General features: G+C 49.7%; 17 protein-coding genes and 1 pseudogene. 10 read left to right on the top strand and 8 right to left on the bottom strand.

From position 1 onward, the window contains the following. The first annotated feature begins 15 nt into the window (after positions 1 to 15). Positions 16 to 1,074, top strand: coding sequence for a formimidoylglutamase (locus KG631_RS05350; protein WP_213996258.1), 1,059 nt, complete (start codon positions 16 to 18; stop codon positions 1,072 to 1,074). Here KG631_RS05350 and KG631_RS05345 read toward each other — a convergent pair. Both KG631_RS05345 and hutI read right to left on the bottom strand, forming a co-directional pair. Further along, positions 1,071 to 2,546 (bottom strand): bifunctional diguanylate cyclase/phosphodiesterase, encoded by a 1,476-nt coding sequence (locus KG631_RS05345; protein WP_301003624.1) that lies wholly within the window; start codon positions 2,544 to 2,546, stop codon positions 1,071 to 1,073. The two genes, KG631_RS05350 and KG631_RS05345, sit on opposite strands and share 4 nt — an antisense overlap. 141 nt (positions 2,547 to 2,687) lie before the next feature. Beyond that, positions 2,688 to 3,908 carry an imidazolonepropionase gene (gene hutI, locus KG631_RS05340; RefSeq protein WP_213996254.1) on the bottom strand — a complete coding sequence of 407 codons (1,221 nt, stop codon included), beginning with the start codon at positions 3,906 to 3,908 and terminating at the stop codon, positions 2,688 to 2,690. A gap of 130 nt (positions 3,909 to 4,038) precedes the next feature. Between hutI and hutC the strand changes: the two genes are divergently transcribed. The 4 genes from hutC (at position 4,039) to KG631_RS05320 (ending at position 10,198) form a co-directional block, all read left to right on the top strand. Then, positions 4,039 to 4,767: a histidine utilization repressor gene (hutC, locus tag KG631_RS05335; RefSeq protein WP_213996253.1), complete on the top strand. Its 729-nt coding sequence runs from the start codon at positions 4,039 to 4,041 to the stop codon at positions 4,765 to 4,767. Then, positions 4,767 to 6,440 carry a urocanate hydratase gene (gene hutU, locus KG631_RS05330; protein ID WP_213996252.1) on the top strand — a complete coding sequence of 558 codons (1,674 nt, stop codon included), beginning with the start codon at positions 4,767 to 4,769 and terminating at the stop codon, positions 6,438 to 6,440. The genes hutC and hutU overlap by 1 nt, the downstream gene beginning before the upstream one ends. A 4-nt stretch (positions 6,441 to 6,444) precedes the next feature. Then, entirely contained in the window at positions 6,445 to 7,980 is a 1,536-nt protein-coding gene (gene hutH, locus KG631_RS05325) for a histidine ammonia-lyase (protein ID WP_213996247.1), read from the top strand. A gap of 190 nt (positions 7,981 to 8,170) precedes the next feature. Then, positions 8,171 to 10,198, top strand: coding sequence for a methyl-accepting chemotaxis protein (locus KG631_RS05320; RefSeq protein ID WP_213996246.1), 2,028 nt, complete (start codon positions 8,171 to 8,173; stop codon positions 10,196 to 10,198). Positions 10,199 to 10,353: 155 nt separating this feature from the next. On the opposite strand, the gene KG631_RS05315 is transcribed toward KG631_RS05320, so the two are convergent. The 5 genes and pseudogenes from KG631_RS05315 to typA all read right to left on the bottom strand — a co-directional run bounded on the left by KG631_RS05315 (position 10,354) and on the right by typA (position 15,316). Further along, complete coding sequence (locus KG631_RS05315) at positions 10,354 to 10,974, bottom strand: restriction endonuclease (RefSeq protein ID WP_213996242.1); 621 nt, start codon at positions 10,972 to 10,974, stop codon at positions 10,354 to 10,356. A gap of 111 nt (positions 10,975 to 11,085) precedes the next feature. After that, positions 11,086 to 12,009, bottom strand: a complete 924-nt coding sequence (locus KG631_RS05310; protein ID WP_213996240.1) for a bifunctional GNAT family N-acetyltransferase/hotdog fold thioesterase — start codon at positions 12,007 to 12,009, stop codon at positions 11,086 to 11,088. Positions 12,010 to 12,039: 30 nt separating this feature from the next. Then, complete coding sequence (gene dtd / locus KG631_RS05305; RefSeq protein ID WP_213996236.1) at positions 12,040 to 12,477, bottom strand: D-aminoacyl-tRNA deacylase; 438 nt, start codon at positions 12,475 to 12,477, stop codon at positions 12,040 to 12,042. Further along, a pseudogene (locus tag KG631_RS05300) lies at positions 12,474 to 13,321 on the bottom strand (virulence factor BrkB family protein). Before KG631_RS05300 ends, dtd begins: the two are co-directional and overlap by 4 nt. A 156-nt stretch (positions 13,322 to 13,477) precedes the next feature. After that, positions 13,478 to 15,316: a translational GTPase TypA gene (typA, locus tag KG631_RS05295; RefSeq protein ID WP_213996233.1), complete on the bottom strand. Its 1,839-nt coding sequence runs from the start codon at positions 15,314 to 15,316 to the stop codon at positions 13,478 to 13,480. A gap of 347 nt (positions 15,317 to 15,663) precedes the next feature. Here typA and glnA point away from each other — a divergent pair, with 347 nt between their 5' ends. The 4 genes from glnA (at position 15,664) to glnG (ending at position 20,271) form a co-directional block, all read left to right on the top strand. Further along, on the top strand, positions 15,664 to 17,073 hold the full coding sequence (gene glnA, locus KG631_RS05290; protein ID WP_097112448.1) for a glutamate--ammonia ligase: 1,410 nt from the start codon (positions 15,664 to 15,666) through the stop codon (positions 17,071 to 17,073). A 116-nt stretch (positions 17,074 to 17,189) separates the two neighbouring features. Continuing rightward, positions 17,190 to 17,711: a DUF4124 domain-containing protein gene (locus KG631_RS05285; RefSeq protein WP_301003623.1), complete on the top strand. Its 522-nt coding sequence runs from the start codon at positions 17,190 to 17,192 to the stop codon at positions 17,709 to 17,711. Positions 17,712 to 17,792: 81 nt separating this feature from the next. After that, on the top strand, positions 17,793 to 18,857 hold the full coding sequence (gene glnL, locus KG631_RS05280) for a nitrogen regulation protein NR(II) (protein ID WP_213996227.1): 1,065 nt from the start codon (positions 17,793 to 17,795) through the stop codon (positions 18,855 to 18,857). 4 nt (positions 18,858 to 18,861) lie between these two features. Continuing rightward, positions 18,862 to 20,271 (top strand): nitrogen regulation protein NR(I), encoded by a 1,410-nt coding sequence (glnG, locus tag KG631_RS05275; RefSeq protein ID WP_213996223.1) that lies wholly within the window; start codon positions 18,862 to 18,864, stop codon positions 20,269 to 20,271. A gap of 2 nt (positions 20,272 to 20,273) precedes the next feature. Here glnG and KG631_RS05270 read toward each other — a convergent pair whose 3' ends face one another. After that, the gene (locus KG631_RS05270; protein WP_213996219.1) at positions 20,274 to 20,744 is read right to left on the bottom strand and encodes a periplasmic heavy metal sensor; all 471 of its coding nucleotides are present in this window, start codon (positions 20,742 to 20,744) and stop codon (positions 20,274 to 20,276) included. Positions 20,745 to 20,878: 134 nt separating this feature from the next. On the opposite strand from KG631_RS05270, the gene KG631_RS05265 reads away from it, so the two are divergent. After that, positions 20,879 to 21,574 (top strand): response regulator transcription factor, encoded by a 696-nt coding sequence (locus KG631_RS05265; RefSeq protein WP_213996216.1) that lies wholly within the window; start codon positions 20,879 to 20,881, stop codon positions 21,572 to 21,574. The last annotated feature ends 2 nt before the right edge of the window (positions 21,575 to 21,576 follow it).

Here is a 21,576-nt window from a genome sequence, read left to right as displayed (position 1 = left end):
TATTTATAAGACACTATGTTACAGCGCTTTACTGTTGACGATTTAGCCAAATATTGTGTCAGGCGCAGTGGTGAAAGCCGCTTGGGCCAACAGATCCTGTTGCCCGATGTTGATTTGCCCTACCCTGACCTGTTGGCTACCCATAAAGCAGCCGGCGGCCAGTTCGTCCTGCTGGGTATAGCAGAATGTATTGGTCCACTGGCGAATATGGGCAAGGGTGGGGCTGAACTGGGCTGGCAGGCATTTTTACAACGATTCTTAAACCTGCAGCATAATGATAGTCTGGCAACTGACAGTATTCTGTTACTTGGACAAATTGATTGCGCTAATCTGCAGCAACAAGCCACCGCATTAGATAACCAGAACCCGCAGCATTTGGCACAGCTACGTCAGCTTTGTGCCGAACTTGATTTACGGGTAGAGCAGCAATTAAAACCAATTTTCGAGGCAGGGCTCTGCCCTGTGGTTATTGGTGGTGGCCACAATAATGCTTATCCGTTGCTCCAGGCATTGGCTGACGTTGGCCAGCAGCCGGTAAACTGCGCAAACCTGGACCCTCACGCCGATTTCAGGCCGCTGGAGGGCCGGCACAGCGGCAATGGCTTTAGTTATGCCAGCGCGGCGGGTTATCTCGGTCACTACATGGTACTGGGGCTTGATCTGCAAAAAAACTCTGCCACTAGTTTAGCCATGCTGCAACAAGCTGGGACTGATTACATCAGTTACCAGCAGCTAGCGGTTCGAAAAGAGTTAAGCTTTCAGCAGGCGCTGGATAAAGTAATTGAGCATTGTTGTCATGGTTTGGCTGATATTGCTATTGAATTGGATACAGACAGCATTCAGGCAATGCCTGCCAGTGCCCTTAACTATACGGGTTTAACTGTCGAGCAAGCCGCGCAATTTGTCTTTCAGCTGGCGCGTTTGCCGCGCGCCCGTTACTTGCATCTCGCTGAGGCGGCGCCGGCCTGCCACCCTGCAGGCCTTGCCGCTGGCATGAACCAGTGTGGTCAGGTACTGGCAGCGCTTGTACTGGCGTTTATCGATGGTAAAACATTACAACCACCGGAAATTTAACCCGGATGACGGTGTTGCCATTGCTTTAACCAGGCAGGAAAGCCGCTTAGTTCGAAAGGCTGGGAATACCAGAAACCCTGACCGCGGGCGCAGCCCATTCGTAGCAGTTTGTCTTCTACTTCGGCGCCCTCTACCCCTTCAGCAATAACCCCCAAACCGAGATTTCGTGCCATGTCTATTATGGCGCCGGTGATAGCCATATGCGCTTCGGTCTTATGAAGCTCGCTGATAAAGCTGCAGTCTACTTTGACATACTGTACCGGCAGTTTTCGCAAATAAGCCAGGGATGAAAAACCAGTACCAAAATCATCCAGGGCCAACTCAACACCCAGCCGATGCAGGCGCTGCATCATCGCCATAGTGCGCTCTGGATCTGCTAATAATGCGTTCTCGCTGACTTCCAGCATTAGCAGTTGTGGTTTTACCTGATATTTTTCTAATAGCTGCTCCAGTGCCTCTACCAGTTCATCCTGCAGTAAATCTTTGCTGGAAATATTGACTGCGATCCGACTAACCAGCTGCTGTTCAGTTAAACTGGCAATGGTTTTAATTGCCTGTTCCAACACCCACAGGCTAAGTGGGTAAATAACGCCCATTTCTTCCGCCAGCGCCAAAAATGCCTCGGGTGCCAGCAAACCTTTTTTCGGATGCCGCCAGCGGATAAGAACTTCCGCTGCCAGCACCTGGCGGTTGCGCATTGCCATTTGGGGTTGCACAAATAACACTAACTGATCTTCATCAATGGCCTGGCGTAATTCTGCCATCAGCGCCAGCTTTTCGGTGGTATAGTTGATCATATCGGGGGTAAACATCTGGCTGGCACCACGCTGCCATTGAAAATGCTGCAAAGCCAGATAAGCCCGCTCTAACAGTTCATTTAACTGAGTGCTGTGCTCAGGATAGAGCGATATTCCCACGCCTAACTGATAATCAATTGCGCATCCGTGCACCAGCATGGGCTGTGGCACCGATTGTTGTAATTGTCTTGCTAAAAACTCTGCACGTGCCGGCTGGTTACCAATATCAAGCCAGACAGCAAAGTCGACACTGCCCAGGTGACATACCCGCACTGGTTGTAGCTGCCGATATTCATAAGTCAGAATTTTATTTTCGTCGGCAAGTTTATCGTTAATCCGCTGGGCGATTTGAGCCAGAATTAAATTACTGTTGCTGTGACCCAGCAGCTGGTTTATCTGATCGAACTGTTCAATCTTAAGCAGAATAAGGGCGAACTGCTGGTCCGGAGCACTTTTCAGAATATCGTCAAGTTTGCGTTGCAACGCAAATTTATTCGGAAAACCGCTGATGTCGTCGTGCAGGGAGTAAAAGCCCTGCATATCAGGTTTAGGTTGTAAGGCTCGTTTAAGCCGGAATTTTAAGGTGACGATGTAAATAAACGCCATCATTAACAACAGCAGTAGCAGTACTAACACTACAGCCACCGGCAAAGCCGGTTCGGTCTGATTAGCCATTGCCGGACCGCTTGAGGCGAGTAGCCCCAAAGCCCACAAACGTTTGAATCCAATTACCATGGCGCTATCACACCTTGTTACTGCCGCATTGTTTTCTGCTGACAGCTTACCCCAATTTTGTTACTTGTAAAGCCACCTGATTTACAGCCTGACTGGTTTACCTTTTATAATCAGCTGCTTAAGCTGACTCACACCAAACTGATAACAAAGCTCCGCAGGCTGGCTGATAGAAAAACAGGCAAAATCTGCCCGCATTCCCGCAGTTAATACGCCCCTGTCGGCCAAGCCCAGCGCTGTAGCAGCATGGCGGGTTACCCCGAGCAGGGCTTCCTCTGGTGTCAGGCGGAACAAGGTGCAAGCCATATTTAACATTAACGGCAATGAACACAACGGCGAGGTACCAGGATTTAAATCAGTGGCCACGGCCATCGGCACCTTGTATTTCCGTAACAACTCAACAGGGGGTAGCTGGGTTTCACGTAAGAAATAGTATGCGCCCGGCAACAGCACGGCCACGGTGCCAGCTTCTGCCATCTTCGCCACACCAGCCTCATCCAGAAACTCAATATGATCAGCCGACAGCCCGCGAAATTCAGCAACTAAACTGCTGCCACCAAGATTCGACAGCTGCTCTGCATGTGCCTTTACCGGTAATCCCAGCGCCCGTGCGGTAGCAAACACTTTACGGCACTGGCTGACGCTGAAGCCCAGGCCTTCGCAAAATACATCTACCGCATCCACCAGTTTGCGGGCATGTAACCCGGGTAACATTTGGCAGACTTCGTCGATAAAACCATCAGCATTGTCGGCGAACTCAGCCGGCAGAGCATGGGCGCCCAGAAAAGTCTTCACGATTGTCGCCGGGTGATGGTTATCCAGTTCAGCTGCCACTTCCAGTATTTTCTGCTCGTTGGCTAAATCGAGGCCATAACCTGACTTTATCTCTACTGTGGTCACCCCCTGGCCCAGCAACGCATTCAGACGGTCTTTTGCCAGCACAAACAATTGCTCATGACTTGCTTCACGGGTTGCCGCTACCGTCGCTTTGATACCACCACCTGCGGCGGCGATTTGCTGGTAACTGGCACCTTGCAAGCGCATTTCAAACTCATTAGCCCGGTTGCCCGCATAAATAAGGTGGGTATGACAGTCAATAAAGCCCGGTAACAACCACTGGCCCTGCATGTCATACAATGGTGTGGTAATCGCCTCAAACTCAGGCAGTTCATTGCGCGCACCAACAAATACAATAAGGCCATCTTTTACCGCCAGCACGCCATTTTCAATGGCGCCATAAGGCTTGCCATTGTCAGTCATAGTAGCGATATTGGCATTAATCCAGATGGCATCAAACTGCTGCATGGAGCACTCCCTTTTACAAAGATAAAATAATTTTACACCACCAACTTGTATATACAACCAAATTGTCGTATTTTTATTTGGAATCGTTAATCTTAAATCGCATTTTTTCTAATTCAGTAACGGAGTTGCTATGGCTGTCGCCAAATTTGCTGAAATTAAAGAGTTTATGCTGAGCCAGATTGAAATTGGTGCCTGGCCCGAGCATAGTCGGGTGCCATCTGAAAATGAGCTGGCCGAGCAATTCAGCGTTAGCCGGATGACAGCACGTCGGGCACTGCAGGAGTTAACAGAACAAGGTATATTGTATCGCACACAAGGTGTCGGCAGCTTTGTGGCAGCGCTGAAGTCGCAATCTTCGTTGTTGGAAATCCGCAATATTGCCGATGAAGTAGAGGCCCGCGGCCATGCATACAGTGCCCGTTTGCTCCAGCTGACTGAATTACCCTGCCCAACTATTATTGCCAGCGCCCTTGGGCTGCGGCGCAATGATCCGGTATTTTTTTCATTAATTGTTCACCTGGAAAACAGCCTGCCGCTGCAATTGGAAGCGCGCTATGTCAACCCGCTGCAGGTACCAGACTATACCACTCAGGACTTCAGTTCCCAGACACCACATCAGTACCTGAGTCTGATAGCGCCGCTGACCGAAGCTGAACACACAGTAGAGGCCATCTGGCCGGATGATTTTACCTGTAAACATTTAATGCTGAAAAAAGCCGAGCCTTGCTTGCGTCTGACCCGCCGGACCTTTAGTCGTGACGGTGCCGTCAGCCTGGCATATTTAACATCACCAGGTAGCCGTTATCGCTTAGGCGGCCATCTGAATTTTTCATTACCAAATAGTAAAGAGGGTATCTGATGACAGACTCACGCATTGATAACAGCAGAGTGGTACGCGCAGAGCGCGGTGCCACCATCAGTGCCAAAAGCTGGCAAACTGAAGCTGCTAAGCGAATGTTAATGAACAACCTTGACCCTGAAGTGGCCGAGCATCCACAAGCACTAGTGGTGTATGGGGGTATCGGCCGCGCCGCCCGCAACTGGCAATGCTTTGATAAAATTGTCGAGGTACTGAACCGGTTGGAAGATAACCAGACCTTGCTGGTACAAAGCGGCAAACCAGTCGGGGTATTTCCAACCCATCCCGACGCGCCCCGGGTACTAATCGCCAACTCTAATCTGGTTCCGGCCTGGGCTAACTGGCAGCATTTTAACGAGCTGGACCGCAAGGGTTTGATGATGTATGGCCAGATGACCGCCGGCTCCTGGATTTATATCGGGACTCAGGGCATTGTTCAGGGCACTTACGAAACCTTTGTCGCGATGGCTAAACAACATTTTGACGGCGACGCCAGCGGCAAATGGATTTTAACCGGCGGTTTAGGGGGTATGGGCGGCGCGCAGCCACTTGCTGCCACCATGGCCGGCTTTCATATGCTTGCCTGTGAGGTTGATGAAAGCCGCATCGATTTCCGGCTGAAAACCCGCTATTTGGATAAGAAAGCCTACTCGCTGGACGAAGCACTGGCCATGCTGGAGCAGGCGAAAACTGACGGTAAACCGACTTCTATCGGCCTGCTGGCAAATGCCGCTGACGTATTTGCTGAACTGGTAAAACGTGACATTACGCCGGATGTGGTAACTGACCAGACTTCAGCCCATGATCCGCTAAACGGCTATTTGCCACAAGGCTGGAGCATGCAGTCTGCCGCTGAACAACGGCAGACTGACGAGGCCAGCGTGGTAAAAGCGGCCAAGCAATCGATGGCGGTGCAAGTCCAGGCCATTCTAACCTTGCAACAACGTGGGGCTGTGGCCACCGACTATGGTAACAATATCCGCCAGATGGCTAAGGACGAAGGTGTGACCAATGCGTTCGATTTCCCGGGCTTTGTACCGGCCTATATCCGGCCGTTGTTTTGTCAGGGTATCGGGCCGTTTCGCTGGGTAGCATTATCTGGCGATGCCGAAGATATTTATAAAACCGATGCCAAAGTAAAAGAGCTGATCCCGGATGACCCGCACCTGCACAACTGGCTGGATATGGCGCGGGAGCGGATCCAATTCCAGGGTCTGCCAGCCCGTATTTGCTGGATAGGCTTAAAAGATCGGGCTCGCATCGCCCTGGCCTTTAACGAGATGGTGCAAAACGGCGAGTTAAAAGCGCCTGTTGTGATAGGCCGCGACCATCTGGATTCTGGCTCGGTCGCCAGCCCCAACCGCGAAACCGAAGCGATGCTCGACGGCTCGGATGCCGTATCAGACTGGCCATTATTAAATGCCATGTTGAATACGGCTGGCGGCGCCACCTGGGTATCGTTGCATCATGGCGGTGGCGTGGGTATGGGTTACAGCCAGCATAGCGGCGTGGTGATCGTTGCCGACGGCACTGCCGCTGCAGCGGCACGTTTAGGCCGGGTCTTGTGGAATGACCCGGGTACCGGCGTGATGCGCCATGCTGATGCCGGCTACGACATCGCGGTCAATTGCGCGAAAGAGCAAGCCTTAGACTTACCAATGGTTACGGAGTAACAACATGAGTTTCACCCTGAATTTAGTACCGGGTAAGTTAACCCTGGCCCAATTGCGCCAGGTCCAGCAAAGCCCGGTGCACCTGACACTGGATAGCTCAGCTATACCAGCAATTGAAAAATCTGCGGCCTGTGTCGCAGACGTGATCAAACAGAACCGGGTTGTGTATGGCATTAACACCGGCTTTGGTTTACTGGCCAATACCCGGATAAAAAATGATGAGCTGGAATTACTGCAGCGCTCTATTGTGTTATCGCATGCCGCCGGGTTTGGTGACTTTATGGATGACAGCACCGTGCGCTTGATGTTGGTCCTGAAAATTAATGCGCTGGCCCGCGGTTTTTCCGGGATCCGCCTGAGCGTAATCGAAGCCTTGATTGGCCTCGTCAATGCCGGGCTTTACCCTTGCATTCCGGTTAAAGGCTCAGTAGGCGCTTCAGGAGACCTGGCACCACTGGCCCATATGGTATTACCATTAATTGGCGAGGGCGAAGTCAGTTTTAACGGCCAGATATATGATGCTGCCGAAGGCTTAGCACTGGCAGGTATGACGCCTTTGACATTGGCTGCCAAAGAAGGGCTGGCGTTGTTAAACGGTACCCAGGCGTCAACTGCGCTGGCACTGGAAGGTTTGTTCCGGGCCGAAAACCTGTTTGCAGCCGGAACGGTCATTGGCGCCATGAGTGTCGAGGCAGCGCTTGGCAGCCGCGCCCCTTTCGATGCCAGAATTCATGAGGCCCGGGGCCAGAAAGGACAGATTGATGCCGCGGCTATTTACCGGCAGCTGCTCGCCACGGGTTCCGAGGTAGGTGCATCACATAAAGATTGTGAAAAAGTGCAAGATCCCTACAGTTTGCGCTGTCAACCTCAGGTTATGGGTGCCTGCTTAACACAGATCCGGCAGGCGGCTGATGTGCTGCAGATTGAAGCTAATGGTGTCACAGATAACCCCTTGGTATTTGCCGATGAAGGCGACATTCTGTCCGGTGGCAATTTCCATGCAGAGCCTGTTGCCATGGCTGCCGATAACCTGGCATTGGCGATTGCCGAAATTGGAGCCCTGTCAGAGCGGCGAATGGCATTATTAATTGATGCCAGTTTAAGTAAGTTGCCTGCTTTTCTGGTACCTAATGGCGGTGTTAACAGTGGCTTTATGATTGCCCAGGTTACGGCGGCAGCATTGGCATCAGAAAACAAGAGTCTGGCTCATCCGGCTTCGGTTGACAGCCTGCCGACCTCAGCAAATCAGGAAGACCATGTTTCAATGGCAACTTTCGCCGCCCGACGCTTGGCGGATATGAGTGAAAACACCACCGGTGTGCTGGCCGTAGAATATTTAGCTGCCGCTCAGGGGCTGGATTTCCGGGCGCCGTTAAAATCGACTCCTTTGCTGGAGAATGCTAAAACACTGTTGCGGGATGAGGTGTCCTTCTACAATCAGGATCGGTATTTCGGCCCCGATATTGAAAATAGTGCCGCTTTGGTGCGAAGTGGTAAGCTGAACCAGTTTATTCAGCCAGCTAAGCTTTGCAGCTTTTAAGCCGACAAGAAGATCCGTGTCACAGGCGTACCTCTCTGGTACGCCTGTCCTTTCGTTAATACTATTATTGTGACTTCTGCTGTTATTTCTGGCTAGACCAGTTTGTCTTTGTTTGCTACCTTGTTGTTTTCCCTCCAACTACTGATTTTGTCACTATACTCTGACAAGCAGGTATTAACTGGCGAAGGTTATGACGTTAAAAGTTGCTCATAAAGTCATTTTAGGTTTTGGTTTTATCGCCGCATTATTATTGTTAGCCAGCATTTTGGCACTGTTCAGCTTTAATACCGTGACCCGCTACAGCAATGATGTTAACCAATTGGCGGTACCTGCCCAGCAGCAAAGTAATCTGGCTCAGATCCAATTGCTAAAACTGGCAAAACTATCGGCATTGGGCTTTACCGCTGAACAACAAGCTGAAATAGACAATTATCAACAGCAGTTTGTGGCCAGCAGAAATCAATTCAGCTCGCTGATTAATGACTTTAACCAACTTACCGCCCAGGATAACGCCTTACAACTGCCACTGCAGACAGCACTGGGACATTTTGAGCAATACAGCAAAGCAGTAGACACCATGTTTGCTGCACGCAGCCAGAGCAATGCTGCGGCGGAGGCGGTGGCCTCCGAACTAAAGCAGTTGGAAACCGCAATTGATGATGCCGGTGCCAGTCTGCTTGATTTAGCTGATGCCGATTTATCTGTCGACGCTACCATGATGGAACAAATCAGCGGTAATGCCGGGCGGATTGACGGCCAGATCCTCGGACTGCTTAACACTGTGCGGGAAGTTGCCGGCTATGTTGATTTAGCCGTGCTGGAGCGCAACCAACAAAATATCGGGTTCACCCTCAGTGATATTCAGGTAAATATTGATTATCTGGACCGGCAAATAGGTGATATCGATTCGGATGGCCTGTGGCCGCAATTCCGGCAGCAATTTGCCGGACTTACCGAGCAACTGCAAGGTAATACCAGCCTGTTAAACCTGAAACAACAGCAACTGCAACAACAGCAAATTGCCCGGCGTCAGCTAAACAGTTCGGAGCAACAGGTCGCGCAAGCTGTTTTGGCGCTGGATCAGGTGGTTGAGCTGGCTGATCAGCGGTTTAATCAATTACAACAGCAGGTTTCAACAGCCTTGAGCTCTGGTAGCAACCGTACCCTGCTGATGATGCTGGTACTGGTTGTGCTGGCGGTGGTCGCCGCTTACTTTACTATAAGCGCGATGTTAAAGCCGCTGGCAAGTATCAATCATATGCTGGGCGACATTGCGAAAGGCGATCTGACCCGGGAGTTAACGATTGTTCAACAAGATGAATTCGGTGCCTTGTCGGCCAAGGTCAACAGTCTGATAGCAGCACTGCGCAGTTTAATCACCAACATTCAGCAAAACGCTACTGATCTGAACACTAATGCCGGCCAGTCCAGCAGTGAAGTTCAGGAGATAAGTACATCGTTGCAACAGCAACAACAACAAATCAGCCGGGTTAACGACATTACCGGCGAGTTAGCAGACAACACCCAGACAGTGGCTAATCAGGCGCAGCAGGCGGGCGAGGCAATGCGTCAGGCGTTAGAGCAAAGTCAGCAGATCCAACAGATCGCTGACAAGAACCGACAACTGATAACCGGCCTTGCCAGTCAGTTATCGGGTACCAGCGATGTCATGAATAAAGTAAATGATCAATCCACCAATATTGGCGGCATTCTGACGACCATTAGCGCCATTGCTGAGCAAACCAACTTATTGGCATTAAATGCCGCAATTGAAGCCGCCAGAGCTGGCGAGCAAGGTCGCGGCTTTGCCGTGGTAGCCGATGAAGTCCGCTCGTTAGCCGGGCGCACGCAGCAGGCAACCAATGAGATAAGACAGATGATTGCCAGTTTACAACAGCAAAGCCAACAAGCGGTAGCATCGGTGCTTACCGGTAAAACAGACGCCGAACAATGTGTCGCCACGACACAACAACTGGCTGCAGCGCTGGAAGCTGTAAATCAGGCTATGGCACAAACGCGGCAAATAAGTAATGCAGTCAGTGACGCCAGTGCCAGCCAGTTGGACTTAGGGGCAGCCATTAGCGATAATATGCAGCAAATGGTGCAACTGGCAAATAACAGCGCCAGCAAAGCACAAAGTACGTTAGTACACAGTGATGATGTTGCCAGATTAGCAGCACAACTTCAGTCAGCCGCGACCCGCTTTAAAATTAACTGACACTGCCTCCTTTCTCACTACCGGATAGCTGGCAATAAAAAAGCTGGCCGAAGCCAGCTATGCAGGAAGTGAAGCAGTCCATGTTTATTATTTTGATTCCTTTCACCACCGAATATCGCTCTTTTATCAATAAAAATCCTGATGAAACTTTGATATCAGCTCTGAATTATCGGTACTTGCTGAATTTTTGCGCGCTTTTGCTGTTTTCGTAAACTTTTACTGTCCAGCAAACTGATATTGGCTTCCTGAGCGAAAATCCAGGCCTGATTAGAAAAACCTGCACTACTTACCACAATGCCATCAGCGATATCGACCGCCAGCATTTGCTGAAACATCGCCCTGACCTGAGTGATGTCGACGGGCAAACCGTTTTGCTGAACGAAAACCAGGGTATCACGGTGAGCCTGCAGTAACTGGTAGTCAGCAGCTACTTTGTCACTGGCAGACAGCAAGCCTTTGCGACTAAGCAGACGCTGCGCTTCCTGTAAAAACTGTTGCTGGCGGTCACCACCGATAAACATAGCCCTTAAACGCTGATTAACTCCGGCCAGGCGATGCTCGTCATCAAGCTCCATAAATGCCAGGACATTGCACAACAGCGCTACGACAAACATCAGCACAAAGGCCCATAACATAAATGTTGACCAGAAAGCCGACAAAGTCAGGTCTTTATCACTCAATAACAACGAATGCTCAGCGAAAAACAGGTATACGCCACCGGCTACTATGCCAATTAATGTGCTAATAGACGAAACCCAAAGCCACTTACTTTTCATAACCACCTCAAACCGGTATTGCCTGAGATGTATTATCTGTCGCGGCCCGTTATGCTGCTTTACCAAGTTTTGATAAATGCTTTATAAATACTGACAGTATCCGTTTATTGCTTAATTTTCCGGCAGGGGCTCAGGAATTACCACGTAATGACCAACAAACTCGGCGCAACATTGCTGCTGACAATAAATACCGACCCTGATCCGTTGTCTGACTTTTTTACCGTGCGCCAGTGGCATTAAGTTACCCGTACAATCCAGTAACTCGCACCGTGCCTCCGCTTCACCGCCAACGGGCCGCAAGTATCTGATGTCCGCGTTGGCAAGCACCTGGGCTCCCTGCACTCCCGCAGCTTTTAATTGCATATACAGCATACCCCAGCCTGTTAGTGTGGCCAGGGTGTAAATACTGCCGGCAAACATGGTTTGGTGTAAATTAATATTCGGTGCCAGCGGCGCGCTGCAGCTTAACCGGTAGCCATCAAAGCTGTTGATCTTAAGCTGCATATACTGACTGAGTGGGATAGTTTGCTGCCAGGTTTGTGCCAGCTGTTGCTGCCACTGTTTAAAATCATCATCGGTGCCCGCCAGCTGGATAGTTTTGCTCATTTTCAGGTGAGCAATACCAAACATAGATGGCGCCTCTCCAACCAATTGATAACCGTGCTGGCGATAAAAGCCCACTGCTTCCTGTCTGGCGTTAAGCTGGAGTTGTTGCAGCCCCAGATAAACCGCCTGTCGCTCAAGTGCATTCAATATCATGCTGCCGGCACCTTTGCCGCGGGCGCTTTCAGCCACCGCCATATAACGGAGCTGCCCCGTTTTATCGTCCAAACGGTGCAACCTGCCCACGGCCTGAATCACTCCCTGACCATCAGTTAGCATCTGATGATATGCCTGAGGTTCAAATTCATCCTGCTCTGAACCCAATGGTTGCCGCCAGGGTGCGCGCAGTATTTGCCAGCGCAACTGATAATAAGCCTGCCATTGCTCAGGCGTTTGTGGATGAGTTAATTGCCAGTCAGCAGGTATTGCCATAAAGGTGTCCATTAAAAAAACAGAGAAAAGTTAACTGTGCAGCATAAAGGTTACCGGCCCGTCATTAACCAGGCTGACCTGCATATCAGCAGCAAACCGGCCGCATTGCACCGGTATGTTAAGTGCCGATAACTGTTGAATAAATTGTAAATAATATTGCTCTGCAACCCTCGGCGCTGCAGCAGGTGTAAAGCTGGGACGCAGACCGCTTTGGGTATCCGCTGCCAGCGTAAATTGCGACACGACCAATATCGCGCCACCAGCCTGCTGCACGTTTAAATTCATCTTGCCGTTGCTGTCGCTAAACAACCGGTAATGAGCCACCTTATGCACCAGTTTAAGCAACGTTGTGTCATTATCCTCAGCTTCTACCGCCAAAAACAACAATAAGCCCGGGCCAATGCTACCGATTAGCTCGCCGCCAACGGTAACTGATGCCTGGCTTACCCGCTGAATTAACGCTTTCACGCTTGCGACTCACCGGAAGCCTCGGCTTCCTCTAGTTCTGCCCGTTGCTGCAACAACGCAGTAAGCTCCGCGCCCAAGAGTACTACCAGCCAGGATAAATAGACCCAAATAAACAGGATCGGCACCAGAGCCAGCGCACCATACAGTGCCTGATATGAAGGAAACTCACTGACGTATACAGTAAAGCCGCGTTTAAAAATTCAAACAAGATGGTAGCTAACAGGGCGCCCCATAACGCATGACGTACCCGAACTTTCAGATTGGGTACGACCAGGTACAGAATAAAAAATGCCAGCAGAGACATCACATAGGGGATAAGCCATAAAATAAAGTTAGAGACACCCGGCGTATAATCATCTGCGTAGCGACTTAACGTTGCCAGATAAGAGGTTACCGCAATAGAGGTACCAATCAGTACCGGGCCCAGGGTCAGGATCATCCAGTAAATCGAAAACGAAATAATCGGCCGTGGCCGCTGCTTCACCCGCCAGATTTTATTTAAGGTTTTATCAATGTTGTAGATAAGCAACAAGGCGACAACGATCAGTACCAGAATGCCAACGGTGGTCATTCCACCAGTATTATTAATAAATTCATTAATATAGCTTTGAATTTCCTCGCCTCTGGTAGGAATGACATTGGCAAAAATCAGCTGTTCTAATTCCGATTTTAACTCTTCAAACATCGGGAACATGCCTAGCATCGAAAACATTACGGCAATCAGCGGAACTAGAGATAACAGCGAGATATAAGCCAGATAACCAGCAACGATTGAAATTTGGTCTTGCTGACAACGTTGAACGTAAGCGGCAATGAAACTTTTACTCTGATGCAGATACCGCATCAGTTGTGGCTTGTCCATAGCAGCTCCGTAAAAACCCTGATACGGGCAAGAATACAAGAAAAATCAGTGTCAGACCAGCTTTCAACTCGCGCTATTATCCTTGCCAGAAACAATAAAGCCAGCATAACGCTGGCTTTATTTTAAAACGGAAAACGCTTAGGCAGCGGGGCCACGACTGGCGCGCTTACGGTCGTTTTCAGTTAAGTGACGCTTACGAATACGGATAGATTTTGGCGTTACTTCTACCAGCTCGTCGTCGTCAATAAATTCCAGTGCCTGCTCCAGGGTGTAGCGGATTGGTGGCACCAGGTTAATGGCTTCGTCGGTACCTGACGCGCGAACGTTAGTTAATTGCTTACCTTTCAAGCAGTTAACTGTTAAGTCGTTACTGCGGCTGTGGATACCAATTACCTGACCTTCGTACACCTCTTCAGCGTGACCAATAAACATCTTACCGCGTTCCTGCAGTGAGAAAATAGCGTAGCCGGCAGCTTTACCTACCGCATTAGAGATCATTACACCATTCATACGCTGACCAATAGTGCCGCCTTTGTGCGGGCCGTAGTGGTCGAAGCTGTGGTACATCAGGCCGGTGCCTGAAGTAATCGTCATAAACTCAGTACGGAAACCAATTAAGCCACGGCTTGGCATGTTGAAGTCCATCCGGATCCGGCCTTTCCCGTCTGGTTGCATATTGGTTAAGTCGGCTTTACGCTCACCCATCCGCTCCATGATAGAGCCCTGATGCTGCTCTTCACAGTCGATGGTGACGTTTTCCATCGGTTCCATTTTCGCACCATCGACCATTTTCATGATAACTTCTGGCCGTGATACCGCTAACTCGAACCCTTCACGCCGCATATTTTCGATGAGTACACCTAAGTGCAATTCACCGCGGCCAGATACTTTAAACTTGTCACCGTCTTCAGTTTCTTCAACCCGCAATGCCACGTTGTGTTTCAATTCATGGGTTAACCGCTCTAAAATCTGACGAGAAGTAACAAACTTACCTTCTTTACCGGCAAACGGTGAAGTGTTTACCTGGAAGGTCATCGTCACCGTTGGTTCGTCAACCTGCAGTGCCGGTAGTGCTTCCACTTTGGTGGTACTACAAATAGTGTCTGAAATTTTTAACTCACCAAGACCGGTAAAGGCAACGATATCACCGGCTTGAGCTTCATTAGTTTCAATCCGCTCCAGGCCTAAGTAACCAAATACCTGACCTACTTTACCATTACGTTTGCTGCCATCGGCACCAATAATCGTCACTTGCTGGTTAGGCTTAAGACTGCCACGTTTAATCCGGCCAATACCGATAATACCCAGATAGCTTGAGTAATCCAGTTGTGATACCTGCAACTGTGTTTCGCCGTTCAGCTCAACGGCTGGTGGTGCTACATGCTTAACGATGGCTTCGAACAAGTCAGTAATATCCGGCTTCTGCTCGTTATAGTCTAAGGTCGCCCAACCGTTTAACGCTGATGCATAAACAATCGGGAAATCAAGCTGTTCATCGGTTGCGCCTAAGTTGTCGAACAGGTCAAATACCTGGTCGATAACCCAATCCGGACGCGCACCAGGACGATCAATTTTATTAACAACCACGATGGGCTTTAAACCGTGTGAGAAAGCTTTCTGGGTCACGAAGCGAGTTTGCGGCATTGGGCCATCAACCGCGTCGACCAGCAGTAGCACGGAGTCTGCCATAGACAGTACCCGTTCCACTTCCCCACCAAAATCGGCGTGGCCAGGAGTATCCAGGATATTGATATGATAGCCATTCCAGCGCACTGAGGTATTTTTAGCCAGGATGGTAATACCGCGCTCAGACTCCTGAGCATTGGAGTCCATCATCCGCTCCTGCAATTTGGCCCGGGCATCAAAGGTGCCAGATTGTTGCAACAGTTTATCTACCAGGGTGGTTTTGCCGTGGTCGACGTGCGCGATGATGGCAATATTACGCAGTTTATCTAAAGTTGACGCGGTAACGCTCATGTATCAATATCCTCTGTGGCACTAGATGACCATAATGACCACCAGGCAAACGCTTTTCAAAAGTAAAGGGCGCATATTCTACTCTTTTTTTTCACAGAAAGAAAAAGAGGTTGTACGCATTGGCGGTTTTTTTTTAATCAGGACCGAAATCTAGGCTACACTTGGCTGTCATTGCAGCGCACCATATGAGAGCGCAGCAGCACCACATTGGTGCAAACTGGTTCACCCCAGAAGCTGCTTTTTCAATAAATACATTAAAATCAATATAGTTATATGTTGGCATATATCTGGCATTTAACAGGGCAATCACTAATTCAGTGTTCAAATCGGGTCAATTGGAGGAATGCATGTCTGCATCGGAAGTATTAAAACTAATTAAAGAAAACGACGTTAAATTTGTCGATCTGCGCTTTACCGACACTAAAGGTAAAGAGCAACATGTCAGTATTCCGGTAAGCCAGGTCACCGAAGACATGTTTGAAGACGGTAAAATGTTTGACGGCTCTTCTATTACTGGCTGGAAAGGCATTAACGACTCAGACATGATTTTGCTGCCAGACCCAAGCACCGCTGTGTTAGATCCATTCTTTGAAGAAACAACCCTGAACGTAACCTGCGATGTTATTGAACCGAGCACTATGCAAGGCTATGACCGCGACCCGCGCTCAATCGCCAAGCGCGCCGAAGAATATTTAAAATCAACCGGGATCGCTGACACCGTGTTATTTGGCCCAGAGCCAGAATTTTTTATGTTTGACGACATTCGTTTTGAAACCACAATGGCCAGCTCATTCTTTAAAATCAACTCGACTGAAGCGGCCTGGAACTCAGGAACCGCTTATGAAGAAGGTAATAAAGGCCACCGTCCAAGCGTGAAAGGGGGCTACTTTCCGCTACCGCCAGTAGATTCGGGTCATGATATCCGTAGCGCTATGTGTATGGTGCTGGAAGAAATGGGCCAGGTCGTTGAAGCACACCACCACGAAGTTGCTACTGCTGGTCAGAACGAAATTGCTACCCGCTTTAATACGCTGACCAAAAAAGCCGATGAAGTACAGCAATTAAAATACGTTATACACAACGTTGCTCATCTATACGGCAAAACTGCCACCTTTATGCCCAAGCCGCTGGTTGGCGATAACGGTTCAGGTATGCACTGTCACCAGTCATTAGCCAAAGATGGCGTGAACCTGTTTGCCGGTGATAAATATGCCGGTTTGTCAGAACTAGCGCTGTATTACATTGGCGGTATCATCAAGCATGCTAAATCTATAAACGCCTTTACTAACCCGTCAACTAACTCTTACAAGCGCCTGGTGCCACACTTTGAAGCGCCGGTAATGCTGGCTTACTCAGCCCGTAACCGTTCTGCGTCAATTCGTATTCCACTGGTACCCAGTGCCAAAGCGCGCCGGATTGAATGCCGCTTCCCGGACCCCGCAGCTAACCCTTACCTGGCCTTCACTGCCCAGTTAATGGCTGGTTTAGACGGAATTCAGAATAAAATACATCCTGGCGATGCCATGGATAAAGATTTATATGATTTACCAGCAGAAGAAGCCGCGAATATTCCACAAGTATGTACTTCTTTGGACGAGGCAATGGACGAACTGGACAAAAACCGCGCCATCTTCACTAAGGGCGGCGTAATGTCTGATGCGATGATTGATGCTTACATTGCGATTAAACGTGCCGAGTCGCGCCGCGTGTCGGTAGCGGTGCACCCGCTCGAGTTTGAACTGTATTACAGCGTATAACAAAAGCTTCCCCGAATCAGGCCCACCTTGGTGGGCCTTTTTTTTGGTAGAATTCTTTATTAAAGCGCGCTAAAGTGTGATAAGAATAATTAAAATGCAACATCAATGGATGTGATATGCACATAAATAAGTTACTGTTGTTATTAACTTTACTGATAATCATGCTGCCGCTGCAGGCGCAGGAAAATCGTATTTTTGTCACGAAAGATGCCAATGGTGTATTGATATTTTCTGACAGCCCACAGCCAGGTGCCGAAGAAGTAAACTTATCAAGTCGCCCAAATATCATGGAGTCAACCGGAACTAACCTGCCCGCCAGGAAACCTGTTGAAATTGAACCCTTCAAAATTGAAATTGCCCAACCAGAAAACAATGGTACAGTGCGCGATAATACCGGTTCAGTCTATGTGTCTGGCCGGATTACGCCGATGTTTCAACGAGGCTTGCAAGTCAGGTTGGTCGTTGATGGTACCGCACTGAGTGAGCCGCAGAATAAAGCCACTTTTATCCTGCGCGACGTTGAACGCGGCGAGCATACTTTGCAAATGGAATTATTTGATCAAAGCGGCAAGCTTATTGCAACCAGTCCTGTCACAACCTTCTATCTTCACAGAGCGTCGGTAATTAACCCCAATTAGGGCAGCCCAGGCTGTATTTCGGTTCGAAACCGATTACACTGCCAATCACCTGCACTAACTTGGTGCAACAGAGGTGGCAGTGTGACAACCCAAAGCAAACAACCTGATTTTATGGCGCTGGCTGAACAGCTCACCACAGCGGTGCTGCTGCTCGACCGTGATTTAATGCTGCGCTACTTTAACACCGCTTGTTGTGCCGTAATGGGACTAGGCGAGAAACGTTTAACTGCCCAGTATTTTCCGGGGTTATTTCAGCATCTTGATATTAAAGCCAACCATTTATCGGCCGCATTAAACAGCAAACAAGGTTTCAGTGTCAGCGATGTGCAGGCAGTGTTGCTTGATGGCAGGCACCTGTTGCTGGATATTTCGCTGACAGTTAGTGAGCAGCCGGCCAATCATTTACTGCTGGAGCTACGCCAGGTAGACCAGCAGCGGAAGATCAGTATGGAAAGCCTGCAGCAACATCAGCACTTAGCGGCGCGGGAGCTTATCCGGGGCCTGGCTCATGAAATAAAAAACCCGTTAGGTGGTCTGCGGGGCGCGGCACAACTACTGGAAGAGTCGCTGGATGAAGAGCAAAAAGAATATACCCAGTTAATTATTGCACAGGCCGATCGCTTACGTAATCTGGTAGACCGTTTGCTTGGCCCCTACCGGCCGCCTCAGAAAGTCACTACCAATCTGCATCAAGTCATAGAGCAGGTGCTGCAACTGGCACTAATGGATAATCCTGCAAAAGCCCGTTTTAGTCGGGACTATGATCCCAGTATTCCGGATTTCAGCTTTGATCCTGAATTATTGGAACAAGCGTTACTCAATATCGTCCGCAACGCCCAGCAGGTGCTACCGGACGGCGGTGCTATTTGTTTACAGAGCCGTATTTTGCATCAGCATACCCTGAATGGTAAGCGCTATAAATTAGTCGCTTTTATTAAGGTGATTGATAACGGTCCGGGCATTCCCGCCGAGATTAAAGATACCTTATTTTACCCGATGGTGAGCGGCAAGGCCGGTGGTACTGGCCTTGGTCTGTCCATTGCCCAGACGTTGATTCATCAGCATGGTGGTTGGATAGACTGCGACAGTTGGCCTGGCCAAACAGAATTTACTTTATATTTGCCTATCTCAGACACGGAGGAATAACGCAATGAGTGATACCGTCTGGATTATTGACGATGACAACTCAATTCGTTGGGTGTTAGAAAAGGCACTGGGCCGGGCTGACATTCTGTGTGAAAGCTTTGCTTCAGCCGATTTGATGCTGCAACGCCTGGAATACGAGCAACCAGCAGTGGTGGTGTCCGATATCAGAATGCCCGGCACCGACGGCATGGCATTGCTGGCAAAACTGCAAGACCTGGCGCCGGAAATACCGGTAATTATTATGACAGCCCACTCAGATCTGGACAGCGCCGTCAATGCTTTTAAACGCGGGGCTTTTGAATACCTGCCAAAACCCTTTGATGTTAACGACGCCGTAGCATTGATCAGTCGCGCCCTGCAACATAGCCATAGTCAGCAAGCAAAGCAGAAACCGCAAGTTGCCAGTATTACCCCGGAGATTATTGGCGAAGCGCCGGCAATGCAGGAAGTATTCCGGGCTATTGGCCGGCTGGCCCGCTCCAGTATCAGCGTATTAATTAACGGCCAGTCAGGTACCGGCAAAGAGTTGGTAGCCCGTGCACTGCATAAACATAGCCCACGCTCAGAGCAACCATTTATCGCACTTAATATGGCGGCAATACCCAAAGATTTAATCGAGTCAGAACTGTTTGGTCACGAAAAAGGCGCATTTACCGGCGCCAACAATTTACGTAAAGGCCGTTTCGAACAGGCCGACGGCGGTACCCTATTTTTAGACGAAATTGGTGATATGCCACTGGATGTGCAAACCCGCTTGCTACGGGTGCTGGCTGATGGTCAGTTTTACCGGGTTGGCGGACATCAGGCCGTTGGAGTGGATGTACGGATTATTGCGGCGACACACCAGAACCTTGAGCAACTAGCGCAGGAGGGTAAATTCCGGGAGGATTTATTCCATCGGCTGAACGTGATCCGGGTGCATTTGCCGCCACTGAAAGATCGCAAACAAGATATCGCCAGACTGGCGCAGCATTTTTTGCAACAGGCCGCCAAAGAGCTGAACGTGGAAGCCAAAACCCTGACTAAAGAAGCCGAGCAGTTCTTAAGCCAGTTGGACTGGCCCGGCAATGTTCGTCAGTTGGAAAACAGCTGTCGCTGGCTGACCGTAATGGCAAGCGGCAAACATATTGTGGTCGCGGACCTGCCGCCAGAGTTAACCCAACCGGCAAAAAGCAATTCTAAACCGGTTACTGCTCAGAGCGGTGATTGGCAAAGCCAGCTGGCCAGCTGGGTAGAGGATAAGCTTAGCGCCGGTGAGCAGAATATTCTGGCCGAAGCCAGCCCGGCGTTTGAACGAATTGTGCTGCAGCAGGCGCTGCACTTCACTCGTGGCCATAAACAGGAAGCGGCCCGATGTCTGGGCTGGGGCCGCAATACCTTAACGCGCAAACTTAAAGAGCTGGAAATTGAATAGCTTTACTGGCTTTCCCGGTTGCTTCGTTGCTGCCACTTAAGCTTGCGCTGTTGATGCTTTTCAGCCAGTTGCTGCCGTTGTTCCGGCGACAGCAACTGGTATAGCTGATGACGCAGTTTTAACCGGGCCACCCGCTGTGCCAATTGTTGCTGTTGTTGCTGTTGTAACAACTCAGTGACCGCGACTTCATCAAAGTAATCCGCTTCGATCAGCTGTCGCAGCGCGCCCCGTGCCTTTACAGCTTGTTCCCGGTCAGGTCTGCTGGCCTTATGCTCTTGCAGCAGTTGTTGCAGTTGCTGTTGCTGAGCAGCTGTAAGGTCAACGCCGGCCAGCATTTTCTGATATGACAAGCCGCCACGCTGCATCTTATAAGACTTGTCTGTTTGTTCAGGCTTGCTATGATGCCCGGCATTAACGCTGCCGGTTACTATCAATAGGCCGGCAAGAGTTAACAATAACGTTATTGCTTTCATGATTTTTACTCCATAGTTATGACCCTGACAGCATAGTGGCTCAAATGCAAAGTAACGCAAAGCTCAGGTAAAGGTTCAGTAAAGACACTGGCAGCAAACACGACCTTCGATAAACTGGGCTAAAAGGAGTTGGGATGACGGCTATCTTAATGATTGATGATGACATCGAATTATGCCAGCTGGTGGCCGATTACCTGGCGATGGATGGCTATCAGTTCGAGGCAGTGCACGACGGTATTAGTGGTTTAACCAAAGCGCAAACCGGTAACTATCAATTGGTTTTGCTGGACGTGATGTTGCCCGGGCTGGACGGGCTCAGCCTGCTAAAAGCGTTGCGCAATGATAATTATTGTCCGGTGTTAATGCTAACCGCCCGCGGCGAAGACGTTGACCGGATTATTGGCCTTGAGCTTGGCGCTGACGATTATCTTGCCAAGCCATTTAACCCGCGAGAATTACAGGCCCGGGTGAAAGCGATTTTGCGTAGGGTAGAGCTGGCCCATCATGATAACAATCAATCTGCGCAGTTACTTGAGGTTAATCAGGTGACCCTGAACCCACGAAACCGTCAGGTACGTTGCCAACAACATGACATCAGCCTGACTGCGACCGAGTTTCAGTTGCTGGAAATGCTGATGCGCCATGCTGGCCAGCTGGTCAGTAAAGAAACGCTAAGCCTGCAGGTATTAGGCCGACGCTTGCAACTGTATGACCGTAGTCTGGATATGCATATCAGTAACATACGGAAAAAGCTCAGCCAGTTTGCTAGTGATGAAAAAATTCAGACATTGCGCGGCAGTGGCTATTTGTTTCTCAGTGGGCCACTTTGAAT

Origin of the sequence: Arsukibacterium sp. (assembly GCF_018402695.1) — a bacterium.
GTDB lineage: Bacteria > Pseudomonadota > Gammaproteobacteria > Enterobacterales > Alteromonadaceae > Alishewanella.
The sequence above is the reverse complement of the archived record's forward strand: the minus strand, read 5'-3'. Positions and strand labels throughout refer to the sequence as shown.